The 12,427-nt window shown below is 62.8% G+C and carries 9 protein-coding genes; 3 read left to right on the top strand and 6 right to left on the bottom strand.

Annotation, left to right across the window (positions count from 1 at the left end; translation table 11 throughout):
* Window positions 1-52 precede the first annotated feature (52 nt).
* The 3 genes from ASD64_RS05025 to ASD64_RS05015 all read right to left on the bottom strand — a co-directional run bounded on the left by ASD64_RS05025 (window position 53) and on the right by ASD64_RS05015 (window position 6,228).
* A complete protein-coding gene (locus tag ASD64_RS05025) occupies window positions 53-3,076 on the bottom strand; it encodes an SPOR domain-containing protein (RefSeq protein ID WP_056101686.1) in 3,024 nt (1,007 codons plus the stop codon).
* A 103-nt stretch (window positions 3,077-3,179) separates the two neighbouring features.
* Window positions 3,180-4,937 carry an arginine--tRNA ligase gene (argS, locus tag ASD64_RS05020; RefSeq protein ID WP_056101683.1) on the bottom strand — a complete coding sequence of 586 codons (1,758 nt, stop codon included), beginning with the start codon at window positions 4,935-4,937 and terminating at the stop codon, window positions 3,180-3,182.
* A 61-nt stretch (window positions 4,938-4,998) separates the two neighbouring features.
* On the bottom strand, window positions 4,999-6,228 hold the full coding sequence (locus ASD64_RS05015; protein WP_056101928.1) for a deoxyguanosinetriphosphate triphosphohydrolase: 1,230 nt from the start codon (window positions 6,226-6,228) through the stop codon (window positions 4,999-5,001).
* Between the two features lie 95 nt (window positions 6,229-6,323).
* Here ASD64_RS05015 and erpA point away from each other — a divergent pair, with 95 nt between their 5' ends.
* Together erpA and ASD64_RS05005 are read left to right on the top strand one after the other, a co-directional pair.
* The gene (erpA, locus tag ASD64_RS05010) at window positions 6,324-6,671 is read left to right on the top strand and encodes an iron-sulfur cluster insertion protein ErpA (RefSeq protein ID WP_056101925.1); all 348 of its coding nucleotides are present in this window, start codon (window positions 6,324-6,326) and stop codon (window positions 6,669-6,671) included.
* Window positions 6,672-6,673: 2 nt separating this feature from the next.
* Window positions 6,674-7,057, top strand: a complete 384-nt coding sequence (locus tag ASD64_RS05005; protein WP_056101682.1) for a VOC family protein — start codon at window positions 6,674-6,676, stop codon at window positions 7,055-7,057.
* A 49-nt stretch (window positions 7,058-7,106) separates the two neighbouring features.
* Here ASD64_RS05005 and ASD64_RS05000 read toward each other — a convergent pair whose 3' ends face one another.
* Window positions 7,107-8,591 (bottom strand): nucleobase:cation symporter-2 family protein, encoded by a 1,485-nt coding sequence (locus ASD64_RS05000; protein ID WP_056101679.1) that lies wholly within the window; start codon window positions 8,589-8,591, stop codon window positions 7,107-7,109.
* A gap of 126 nt (window positions 8,592-8,717) precedes the next feature.
* Here ASD64_RS05000 and xth point away from each other — a divergent pair, with 126 nt between their 5' ends.
* Window positions 8,718-9,512 carry an exodeoxyribonuclease III gene (xth, locus tag ASD64_RS04995; protein ID WP_056101676.1) on the top strand — a complete coding sequence of 265 codons (795 nt, stop codon included), beginning with the start codon at window positions 8,718-8,720 and terminating at the stop codon, window positions 9,510-9,512.
* A gap of 59 nt (window positions 9,513-9,571) precedes the next feature.
* Here xth and nirK read toward each other — a convergent pair whose 3' ends face one another.
* Both nirK and ASD64_RS04985 read right to left on the bottom strand, forming a co-directional pair.
* Window positions 9,572-11,056, bottom strand: a complete 1,485-nt coding sequence (gene nirK, locus ASD64_RS04990) for a copper-containing nitrite reductase (protein ID WP_244480714.1) — start codon at window positions 11,054-11,056, stop codon at window positions 9,572-9,574.
* Window positions 11,057-11,305: 249 nt separating this feature from the next.
* Window positions 11,306-12,097 carry a tetratricopeptide repeat protein gene (locus ASD64_RS04985; protein ID WP_056101922.1) on the bottom strand — a complete coding sequence of 264 codons (792 nt, stop codon included), beginning with the start codon at window positions 12,095-12,097 and terminating at the stop codon, window positions 11,306-11,308.
* Window positions 12,098-12,427 lie beyond the last annotated feature (330 nt).

The following is a 12,427-nucleotide window of genomic DNA, read 5'->3' as shown; positions in this document are numbered from 1 at the left end:
CGACGAAGCCGGCGCGAGGCGCCGGCTCCTGCCGAATTCAAAAGCCTCGGGCCTACTTCGACACGAAGCAGTTGCCGCCGGCTGCCTTGTAGTTTTCGCACAGGCTGATGGCCTCATTGCGCGAATTGGCGGCGACACGAACGCGGTAGAAGGTGCCCTTGCCCGCCACCTCTGCCTTGACGATGTTGACGCTGCGGCCCTCAAGCACGCTGGAATAGCGCCGCGCCAGATCCTGATAGGTCGACTGGGCGCTTTCCACGCTGGGCTGCGAGGCGATCTGCATCGACCACGAGCCGGATGCGGCAACCGCACTGGCCGGATTGACGGCTGCGACCTGATCCGGCTTCACCTCGCCGACGATATCGACGGGCTGTTCGGCCGGACGCTGCGGAGCGACAGGCGCGAGGGCGGGCGTGACCGCCGACTGCGCCGACGGTTGCGCGGCCTGCGGCTGAGCCGCCACTGCCAGGGCAGTTTCGGAGGCGGGTGCGGCTGCGATCGGTGACTGGTCCGCCTGCGTTTCTGTTGCCGGCGCCACCGCGCCAGTCTGTTCGTCGGCAGTCGGGTTCACCACAAGCTGCGGCGCCGGATCGGCAGGCTCGGTGGCAGCGACCTGCGCTGCGGCAGGTTGCGGCTCCTCGCGCGGCACCAGCGAACCGTCAGGCTTGACGATCATCGTGCGCACCTTGCGCGGCGTCACCAGGGCGACATCCGATTGACCTTCGGCTTCAGGCTGCACGGCTGCCGGCATGATGCGCTCTTCCGATTTGCCGGAAGGCTGCGCTGCGGCGGCATCGGCTTCAGCCGGGGCCGGTTCCACGACGCGCATCTCGGGAGCCTTTGCGATAACGTCAACCGGCTCTTCGGCGTCGGTCACCAGCTCCTCCTGGACGGGAGCGGCTGGCTTGGCGCCGTTCGCCACCATGTCGTAGACCTTGTTGTCCTGGTTCGGGATGACCGTACCGCCGGGGTTTTCCGGCTTGACCTTGATCGGGTTGTCATCGGCCTTGACCAGCACCGGAGCGCCTGAACCATCGCCTCCGCCAAAGGACAAGGCAAAGGCGCCGATACCGCCGATCAGAGCCACAACGCCGACAAGGGCTGCGACCATCACAACCCGATTGCGCGGCTGGCGTGCAACCGCCGCCGCGGCAGGATCGGGGAGCGACATTTCCTCATCGAAATCAGGATCGAAGGCGAGATCGTCGTCTGCGATCGCCTGGCGACCTTCGAGCGGCCGGCTGCCCGGCAGATCGTCGACGTCGAAGCCGGCTAGCTCCTGATCGTCATAGTCGTCGCCAACAGTCGCCGTCTGGGTGTTTTGCCGAGGATTGCCATAGGCCGATGCAGCGGACCCATCTCGCCCGAACCCTGCCCCATAGGCATCGTCCTCATAAGCGGCAGGCTGGGCGGCAACGTTAGCCGGCTCGCTGGTGTTCATCTCGGTGAGCAGCGTCGTGAACTCTGCCTCGAGATCGTCATAGAGCGGCTTTTCGGCATCTTCGCTCTGGTAAGGAACATCGGGAATATCGAGGTCGTCGGCCAGCGCGACAACACGCTCGGGCACATCGACCGTCTCGATATCAGGTACTTCCTCATAGGCGGGAGCGGCAACGGCCGGCTCTGCGGCTTCATATGCCTCGTCGGCGATTTCAACCTCGGCTTCGCCGGAAATCACCGGGTCCACATCGTCTAAGGCAACGTCATAGGCAGCCGGAATTTCGTAAGCCGACTGATCGGCAGAAAAGGCTTCCGGTTCGGCAGGCTCAGTGCTGGCGATGGGCTGCGCGGATGTCTGCTGAGGCTGGATATAGGGCGTACCCCGACTCCAGATGCGGCTCGACGCAACGGCATCCGCCACCGGCTTGGCCGCCAGCCATTGCAGCGCCTCGATGGGATCCTGGAGGGCAGCAACCGGCTGTTCCGAAGCGGCTGCTTCCTCTTCGAGAGGTTCGATATCCATCTCGGCCGTCAACGCGGCATCAAAGGTAGAATGATCAAAGTCGATCCCGGCGGCTTCGAGCGCCTCGCCTTCGTCAGCGGCAGAGGCTGTCTCGGCTTCAAGCTCCTCGACAAGATCGGCATCGAGATCGTCCGACGGCAAATAGCTCGTCGTGTCCTGCTCTGGCGCGACGGGCGCTTCATCCTGGGACCAGCCGGCATCGCCAGCCGCAGCATGATCCGCTGGGGCGGCTTCTTCATGCGGCTGCACCGCCAGAGGACGCGCCGACATCTGATTGAGCAGCGCGCTCAGTTCGTCCTCAAGGCTGGCGCCCTGAGCCGCGACCGGCTCCACGACTGGTTCGCCGGCATGGCTGGGCTCTTCGTATGCGGCTGAATCCAGAACCGGTTCGTCTTCGACATCAGCCGTTGAGGCAGCCTCGTCAGCGACGGCGAGTTCCTCGAATTCGGGCAGATCGAATTCCTGTCCGGCGGCCGCGCCGGCTTCAGTCGGGCGGGCCTCGAAATCCATATCGACGTCGGCCATGGCCCTGTCGAAATCAGCGTCAAAATCGCCTGTCGAAACAACTCCGGCCGGAGCGACATCTTCCTCGCCAGCTTCCGTCAGTTCGAAATCCAAGGCATCGAAGGCGCCATAAGCTTCGTCGTCGCGCTCGTCGTACTCGCGAGCATCGGACTGCAGTTCCACTTCGGCGGGCTTGTCGTCGGCTACCGGCACCTGCTTTTCTTCAAAAACAGGCGCGGCTTCGCCGGCAAGTTCGGCCTCGTCAAAGACCACGTCGTCCTCGAATTCGAAATCCTGGTCCAGCGCGGCAGCAATATCGTCCTCGAACCTGGGAGCCACCTCGGCCTCTCCCTCGACGCTGTAGCGGGGACCGGCTGAGGCTGCATGGAGGGAGGCAGGGTCGGTCTCGTCCGCAGCGCCGAACTCCCCCATCAATTCCTTTTCGAGGTCGATTGCGAAATCCTCGGCGGCATCCGCCTGCGGCTGCGCCGTGTCCTGCTTGACTGAAACACGCGGGTCAAAGCCCATGATACGGGTCAGTTCTGCAAACGGATCGTCTTCAGAGATCTGATCGCGATCCGTCGTCCTCAGTTGGGTTCTCTCTGCCATCGTCGTTCCCGAACTCGCACTCTGTCGGACGCCATCGACGTCGCGTAAGGTTGGCCCCTACCAGCGCAATGTGGGCAAAAGGTGACAGGTGTTTTAGCGAAGCCTAACGCATTTCCTTCGGCGCGTCCGCGCCAATAAGCGTTAGACCGGACACCAAAACGTCCGATACAGCCTGCACCAGCCCCAGTCTGGCATACGTCAATTGTGGGTCGTTAACCTTAACAAACCGTAAGTCGGGGTTTTCGGTACCTCTATTCCAGTGTGCGTGGAACGAACTGGCCAGATCGTACATGTAAAACGCCAACCTGTGCGGCTCGAGCACAAGGGCCGCCTGCTCGATCAACCTGGGATATTCCGCCAGTTTCCTGATGAGGCCAATCTCGCCTTCATCCTTGAGGCCGGCAACGGCGGCGGCAAGCCTGGCGCGGTCGAAATCGGCAACGCCCAACTGCTCGCGCGCCTGACGGAAGACCGAATGGCAGCGCGCCGAAGCGTACTGGACATAGAAGACCGGGTTGTCCTTCGACTGCTCGGTGACCTTGGCAAAATCGAAATCGAGCGGCGCATCGCTCTTGCGATACAGCATCATGAAGCGAATCGGGTCGCGGCCGACCTCCTCCACCGCCTCGCGCAAGGTGACGAAGTCGCCCGAGCGCTTGGACATGCGCACCGGTTCGCCGTTGCGGTAAAGCTTCACCAACTGGCACAACAGCACGGTGAGTTTCACCTTTTCGCCGGCAATGGCGCGCGCCAGCGCCTCCAGCCGTTTCACATAGCCGCCGTGGTCGGCACCCAGCACATAGATGAGATCGACGAAGCCGCGATCCACCTTGTCCTTCAGATAGGCAACGTCCGCCGCGAAATAGGTGAACGAACCGTCCGACTTGACCAGCGGCCGGTCGAGATCGTCGCCCACGGCGGTGGAGCGGAACAGGGTCTGCTCGCGGTCTTCCCAGTCGTCCGGCCTCTCGCCCTTCGGCGGCGGCAGCTTGCCCTTGTAGATGTGGCCCTTCAGCGTCAGGTCGCTGATGGCCGAGCGGATCGCCCTGGCGTTGTCGGCATGCAGCGTGCGCTCGGAAAAGAATATGTCGTGATGGACATTGAGGAGGGCGAGATCGCCCTTGATGATGGCCATCATGGCGTCGATGGTGCGATCCTTGACGATGGCCAGCGCCTCGTCTTCCGGCATCTGCAACAGCCCGCGCCCGAACTCGCCGGCAAGCGCCTGCCCGACCGGCACCAGATAGTCGCCCGGATAGAGACCGGGCGGAATCTCGCCGATGTCGTCGCCAAGCGCCTCGCGATAGCGCAGCATGGCCGAACGGCCGAGCACGTCGATCTGCGCGCCGGCGTCGTTGATGATGTATTCCTTGGTGACGGCGTAGCCGGCAAACGCCATCAGGTTGGCGAGCGCATCGCCCACCACAGCGCCGCGGCAATGGCCGACATGCATCGGGCCGGTCGGGTTGGCCGAGACATACTCGACATTGACCTTGCGGCCCTGGCCGACCTTTGAGCGGCCATAGTCGGTGCCCTCGGCCAGAAGCCCTCTCAGATGCGCCTGCCAGAATGCATCGGTGAGGCGCAGATTGACGAAGCCCGGCCCGGCAACTTCGGCGCTGGCGATGTCGGCATCGGTGCGCAGCGCTGCCACGAGGCTTTCGGCCAGCACGCGCGGATTCTGCCCCGTCGGCTTGGCCAGCACCATCGCCGCGTTGGTGGCGAGATCGCCGTGGCTGGGGTCGCGCGGCGGCTCGACGGCAATGCGCGACAGATCGGGCACACCGCCTTCTTTGTCTTTCAGACCAATGGCTTGTACGGCTTTTATAATCCGCGCGTTGAAATCGGCGAAGATGTTCATGGGAAAAGCTCTGACAGCGTGTAAGGAAACCGGCCAATTCGCCGGCAAAATCGCGTTCGGCCTAGCTTAAATCGGGCGTACGGTCAAACAGGCGCTGATATTCCTTCACGGCATAGGTGTCGGTCATTCCGGCCAGGAAATCGGCGACGTGCCTGGCCTTGATGCGGTCTTCGGCACGGTCGAGCCCTTCGCGCCAACCGTCGGGCATGGCGCGGGGATCGGCGAAATAGACGTCGAACAGGTCGCGAACGACCTTCTCGGCCTCGACGCGCACCCGCATGACCTCCGGATGCCGGTAAAGATGCGCATAGAGAAACGCCTTCAGTTCCTTCTCCTGCTCGGCCATACCGGCTGAGAAGGTCACGATGGCCTGGCCGGCCGCCCGCACGGCGTCCGCGCTGTCCGGCTTCAACCGGGCGAGATTGGCGTTGGCGGCGGAAATCACGTCCTCGACCATCAAGGTGATCTGGCGGCGCATCAACTCGTGGCCGGTGCGGACTGCATCCAGCGTTGGATAGCGCTCGCGCACGGCCTTCAGGATCGAGCCGGACAAGGCGATGGGCTCCAGCATCTCAAGGCTGAGCAATCCGGCCCGCAGGCCATCGTCTATGTCATGGGTGTTGTAGGCGATGTCGTCGGCAATGGCCGCGCATTGCGCCTCGATGCCGGCAAAGCGGTCGAGTTCCAGATCGTGCAATTCGTTGTAGGCCCTGATCGTCGGGGGAATCGGCCCGTGCAGGCCGCCACCCTTGCCATCGGCGAGCGGGCCGTTGTGCTTGACCAGGCCCTCCAGCGTTTCCCAGGCAAGGTTCAACCCGTCGAACTCGGCGTAGCGGCGCTCCAGCCGGGTAACGATACGCAACGACTGGGCATTGTGGTCGAAACCGCCCCAGCCGGCCATCTTGTCGTTGAGCGCTTCCTCGCCGGTATGCCCGAACGGAGTGTGGCCGAAATCATGGACCAGGGCTACGCCTTCGGCCAGATCCTCGTCGCCGCGCAAGGCGCGCGCCAGGGCCCGCGCGATCTGCGCCACTTCGATCGAATGGGTGAGCCTTGTTCGGTAGTGGTCGCCCTCGTGGGCGATGAAGACCTGCGTCTTATGCTTGAGACGACGGAAGGCGGTGGAATGGATGATGCGGTCGCGGTCGCGCTGGAAAGGCGTGCGGGTCGGGCTTTCCACCTCTGGGAACAGACGTCCGCGCGAGCGGGCCGGATCGGTGGCATAGGGAGCGCGCGGCCGGTAGCCGAAACCGATATCGCCGAGTCCCTGCCCGGCCTGCCGCTCGTTCATGTCGTCACCATCGTGCCGCCCGGGCTTGCCAACTTGTTGACTTGGCGGCAAGAGCTTCATACCTATCAGTGAGATTGAAACGCAAGGTGACGCCGATGAGTGCGAACGCCGCAAACGTCCCAAATGTCCAGGTAACCGAGGCTGCCGCCAAACGGATCACACGCATCATGAGCGGCGATCCGGGCAAGATCGCGCTGCGCGTCTCCGTCGAAGGCGGCGGCTGCTCGGGCTTTTCCTACAAGTTCGACCTGGTCGAGGACCGCAACGACGACGATGTGGCCATCGAAAGAGACGGCGCAACCGTGCTGATCGACGATATGTCGATCGTCTATATGGGTGGGTCGGTGATCGATTTCGTCGACGACCTGATGGGCCAGTCGTTCCAGATCAAGAACCCCAACGCCGTTGCCTCCTGCGGCTGCGGCACCAGCTTTTCCGTCTAGCCATGCCGGCGATCGGCGCGGTCCGGCAGGTCGCGCTATCATCGGGGCGCGACCTCGACGCGACACTGGTTTTCTGGCGCGATATCCTTGGCCTTGCGGTCCATGCGCGCTTCGACCCACCCGGTATCGCCTTCATCATGGCCGACGGTGTGCGGCTGTTCTTTACCGATGGAGTGCCGCCGGGCACCGTCTATCTCGACATGAGCGAGCTTGAAGCCTTCCACGCGGCCGCGAATGCCGCCGGGGTTCCCTTTACCGCCCCGCCCGCGCTCGTCCACCTGGACAAGGAAGGCCAGTTCGGTCCTGCCGGCGAAAGCGAATGGATGGCGTTCCTGAAGGATCCCGCCGGCAACACGATCGGCCTCGTCGAGCGCCGTCAGACATGAAAAGGCCGCCTCGCGGCGGCCTTCTCGCATTGACGTGGTCTGCGGCCCTTTATGCCTCGGTGGACATTGCCGCCTCGCGCAGGCTTTCCGCATCGCCTGAGGCGCCGTTGAAGACGAGGTTGAGGGCGACCGACGCAATCGACGCCAGCAGGATGCCCGAATCGACCAGCGGGCCGATCGTCTTCGGCAGCCACATGTGGAAGTCGGGCGCAACGACCGGGATCATGCCAAACCCGAGCGCAATGGCAACGATGAAGAGGTTGTTGCGATTGCCCTTGAAATCGACGGCCGCGAGGATGCGGATGCCGGTCGCAGCCACCATGCCGAACATGACGATGCCGGCACCCCCAAGCACCACCGTCGGCAAGGCTTCGACCAGCGCTCCCATCTTGGGGATGAGCCCGAGCACGACCATGATCGCCCCGCCGGCGACGCAGACGAAGCGGCTGCGGATGCCAGTCACGCCAACGAGCCCGACGTTCTGCGAGAAGCTGGTATAGGGAAAGGTGTTGAAGATACCACCCAGCATGGTGCCCAGACCATCCATCCTGAGGCCCGCCGATAGCATCGGCCGGGTGATCTTCTTGTCGGTCATGTCCCCCAAAGCCAGGAACATGCCGGTCGATTCGATCATCACCACGATCATCACCAGCACCATGGTCAAGATGAGAATCGGATCGAAGATCGGCGCACCGAAATGAAACGGCATGATCGGCGCGAACCATGCGGCATTGGCGATCTTCTCGAAGTGCATCATGCCCAGCGATGCGGCGATCACGCCGCCAACGACGATGCCGATGAGCACCGCGATGTTCGACAAAAAGCCCTTGGTGTAGCGGGCAACACCGATGATGACGGCCAAGACGACCAACGACAGGACGATGTGGGAAACCGGCGCATAGCCGGCATTCGGCACGGTCGGCGCGAGCGAAAGACCGGCAGGCAGAGCCGGAACGGTGGACCCGGCGGCGGTCGCGGCTTCGGTTATGGATTTCAGCCACGCCGCATGTTCGGGATTGACGATCTTCGGCGCGGTCGGGCCGACAGGCAGACCGAAAATCCAGTTGATGCCGATCTTCATCAGCGACACGCCAATGACCAGAATGATGGTTCCCGTCACCACCGGCGGAAACAGCTTCAGCATGCGGCTGACGAACGGCGCGATCAAAATGGTGATGATGCCCGCACCTATGATGGCGCCGAAAATCATGCGCGCGCCGTCAATGCCGGGGTTGACCACCGCCATGGAAACCATCGGCCCGACGGCGGCAAAGGTCACGCCCATCATGACCGGAAGCTTGATGCCGAACCATTGCGTGGCACCGAGCGATTGCAGGATCGAAACAATGCCGCACACGAACAGATCGGCGGAAATCAGGAATGCGACGTCTGCCGGTTCGAGTTGCAGCGCCCTTCCCACGATGAGCGGGACGGCGATGGCGCCGGCATACATGACCAGAACATGCTGTAGGCCGAGCGTGAAAAGCCGCGGCGCAGGCAGTATCTCGTCGACGGGATGCGTCGATGATGACATTTTATTCTCCTCCCCTTCGCGCCGCACCTCAAGAATCGAGTTCCATAGACTGCGGCGATAGTGCAGGATCGACTCATTCCCGCTTTTGCACCATCAAGGATTATTTGAAATAGTCGTGAGATTTTCATGAAGATCGTCACCTGGAACATCAACGGCGTTCGCGCCCGTATCGGCAACCTCACCCATTGGCTCGGCGAAAGCGCGCCGGACATCGTTTGCCTGCAGGAAATCAAGTCCGTCGACGAGCAATTTCCGCGCGCCGAGATCGAGGCGCTCGGCTACAACGTCGAAACGCACGGGCAGAAAGGCTTCAACGGCGTCGCCATCCTGTCCAAGCTGCGCTTCGACGAGGTCAATCGCGGCCTGCCGGGTGACGACGCCGATGAACAGGCGCGCTTTATCGAGGGCGTGTTCTCGACCGACCATGGTGCGCTCCGCGTCGTCTCGCTCTATTTGCCCAACGGCAACCCGATCGAGGATCCGGTGAAGTTTCCCTACAAGCTGGCGTGGATGGAGCGGCTGGAGCGCTGGGCGAGCGAGCGGCTGGCGCTGGAGGAAGCCTTGGTGCTTGCCGGCGACTACAACGTCATCCCCGAGCCGACCGACGCCAGACATCCCGAGAACTGGCTGGGCGATGCCCTGTTCCAGCCACAAACGCGCCAGGCATTCCGGCGGCTGAAGAACCTCGGCTTTACCGAGGCCCTGCGGGCGACGACCGATGCGCCGGACGTTTATACGTTCTGGGACTATCAGGCCGGCGCATGGCAGAAGAACAACGGCATTCGCATCGACCACCTGCTTTTGTCACCAGAAGCCGCCAACCGCTTCGGCTCGGCATCGTTGGAAAAGCATGTGCGGGCCTGGGAAAAGCCTTCGGACCATGTGCCGGTCACGATCGACCTCCGTCTGGAAGCAGCTTGACGGAAACGGCCCGGAACCGCTGTTCCGGGCCGTTATGCCGATTTGCAAAGCTCTGAAGCTTACTGCTTTGCCGGCCCCTTGTGCATGATGGCGTCTTCGTCGGGGCCGTCCACGATCAGGTAGCCGGCAAGTCCGCGTTCGGCCCGCGACAGGGCATGGTCGACCAGCACATAGTGTCCGCCACGATCGATCTTGAAGTCGACGATTGTGGCTCCGCCGGGCGGAACGGTGATCGTCTGCACCCCTGTCAGCGGCGGCGAGGTGATGCTGCCCAGCGTATAGACGTGGTCGAAGATCTCGCCGATGACATGGAACGACGAGGTGAAGTTCGGTCCGCCGACGCCGAAGAAGATGCGCACTGTCTCACCGGCATTGGCATAGAGCGGGTGCGATTTGGTCAGCGCGCCGACAGAGCCGTTGAAGAGGAAATATTCGGGCCGCTCGGAGATCAGCTTGTCGTAGTCCATCTCCATCTCACCCTGCGTGCCGAAGGGATCGACGGTGTAAAGCTCGCCTTGCATGACATAGAATTCGCGGTCGACCTGCGGCAACCCGCCCTCCGGCTCGACGAGAATCAACCCGTACATGCCGCTGGTGATGTGGTGGGCAACGCTCGGCGTGGCGCAATGATAGACATAGATGCCGGGCTTAAGCGCCTGGAAGGTCAGAACGGCTTCCTCGCCGGGCGCGATCTGCGTGAAGTCGGCGCCGCCGCCAGGGCCGGTTGCCGCATGGAAATCGACCGAATGCATCATCACGCTGTCGGCGGCATTCCTTATATGAACCTCGACCGTATCGCCGACGCGCACCCGGACGAAGGGGCCAGGAACCTTGCGATCGAACGTCCAGTAGACATAGGTGGTGCCGTCATCCAGCCTGCCGGTCAGTTCCACGGTTTCCAGGTCCACACGCACGACCTGTGCGGGCCGCTGGCCGATGGGCCCCGGCAGATCGGCTGGATCGCGCACGATGTCGGCGGCATCGGAATCCATGGCCGAGCGCGGCCCCGCCATCACATGGATGAGCCCTTCCATACCGGCGGCCCGGTGGCCGGCGATTGAGCAGAAATAGGCGAACTCGCCAACCTTGCTGGCGACGAAGGAGAATGTCGAGGACGCATTCTTGCCGACAATGATGGCCGATCGTGCGGCATACTGGTCGAGCACGATGTCATGCTCCGCACCCTCGCCGTTGATCAGGTTGATCTGGACCAGTTCACCCTGATGCACCATCAAGGTGGGATTGACCTGGCCTTCGATGTCGCCGCCGACGCCGATATAGACCATGCGGCCATTGGCTATGCCGGTCTTGAGCGTGAAGGTGGTGGGCGCATGATAACTGACGACCGGGGCGGCGGCAGGTTCCGACTGTCCGGGCGCTGCGGGCTCGGCCTGGGCCTGGTCGGTTTCGGCGGCCGTTGCATGATCATGGCTCTGCGCTTCAGCCGACACCGCGGCAAAAGCGAAGAAAGCCAGGGCGAACATTGCCATGCCGACGAGGCGGTGCGCTCTTGGCAGGGTCCAGTTCCGCTGTCCTTGAAACATAAGTGAATCCCTCATTCGTTGGACGTGCACCGACGCGGCTTGACCGGGCGCGGTCAGCTTCGGTTCAACGGCCCCGCGAAAATAACCTGCGAGACCGCACAGACGTTTACTTGCGGCTTTTTCTTTAGCCGAGCATGCCGGAGCCAACGTTGTTGTGGCGCAAACCAACTGAAAATGATGAAATCATCGCCGCCAAACCCCAAGAGCCTGGCAGAGGGCGCGATCAGCGCCCTTAGGCAACCGGAATGGCTACTGGGCTATGCCCTTGGTCAGCATGTCGTCGGCAAGGGCAATGGCCGTGCGGCGGTCGGCTTCGGGAGCCAGCGCAAAGGCTTCTTCCTGCATGCCGCGAATCCAGGGCTGATCGACGGGTGCCGCCCGTTCCAGCGCCGCGGTCATCATGGCCAGGCCACGCACGACCCGGCCGCTGTGGAAAAGAAGGTTGCCGAGTGTTGCCTGGGCGCCGGCATGGCCCTTTTCAGCGGCAAGCTGCAACCAGCGTCCGGCCTGCTTGGCGCTGGCCTTTACTCCGCCCTCGCCGTTAAGAAACATCTTGCCCATTTCGTACTGGGCGTTCGGATTGCGGTAGGTCGCGGCGGCACGCATGAAATATTCCTGCGCCGCAACCGGATCGGCACCCACGGGACTGCCGGGAATACCGCTTTTCAGATAGTCGCCCAGCGCAACCAGAGCATCGGAGACATAGCTTTCCTCGGGCGAGCCGAGTTCCACATCCTGGTTCGCGATCTCGCTGAAGAACTTGTAGGCCTCATAGTCGTTGCGGGCGACACCATCGCCTTCGGCATACATGCGCGCAAGCTTCCAGGTGGCGCCGATCTGGCCCTTTTCGGCGGCGTATTTATAGGCCTCGACAGCCTGCTCCTTGTGGCCGCTCTTGTAGGCAGAAAAACCGAACTGGAAAACCGCCCACGGGCTCGACTGCGGCCTTACGCCGGTCTTGTCGTCGAACACCTTTTCATCGAAGGCCAGCGCCTGCTCGACTGCGGCAAAGCTCGTGCAAGCCACGAATGCCGACAACATGCAGGAGCGGACAAGGCCGGGCAGGCGCGAAAAAGCCCGAGAGAGTGCCCGGCGCGGCAGACGGCGCACGACGACCGGGCCTTCGTTTGCCCGAAGGATCGCCAGATCTGCGCGAGAACCCACCGTGACTTCCATACTCTTCCTTGCCGCACGATCGCGGCCTGCCTTCGCCTCTAGCCAGCCTAAAATTGCCAGCCCTATCGAAGTGCTCCGGGTTTATGGCGGGAAGTGGGCGATTGCCATGGGCCACGGGTCAGCCGCATGGGATCAAAGACGCCTGTTGCAGAAACGTCACATTTGTGACGGGGCGGACGCCGTTCTGGCTGCTAC

This window comes from Mesorhizobium sp. Root157 (genome assembly GCF_001427385.1).
Lineage (GTDB): Bacteria > Pseudomonadota > Alphaproteobacteria > Rhizobiales > Rhizobiaceae > Mesorhizobium.
The sequence above is the reverse complement of the archived record's forward strand: the minus strand, read 5'-3'. Positions and strand labels throughout refer to the sequence as shown.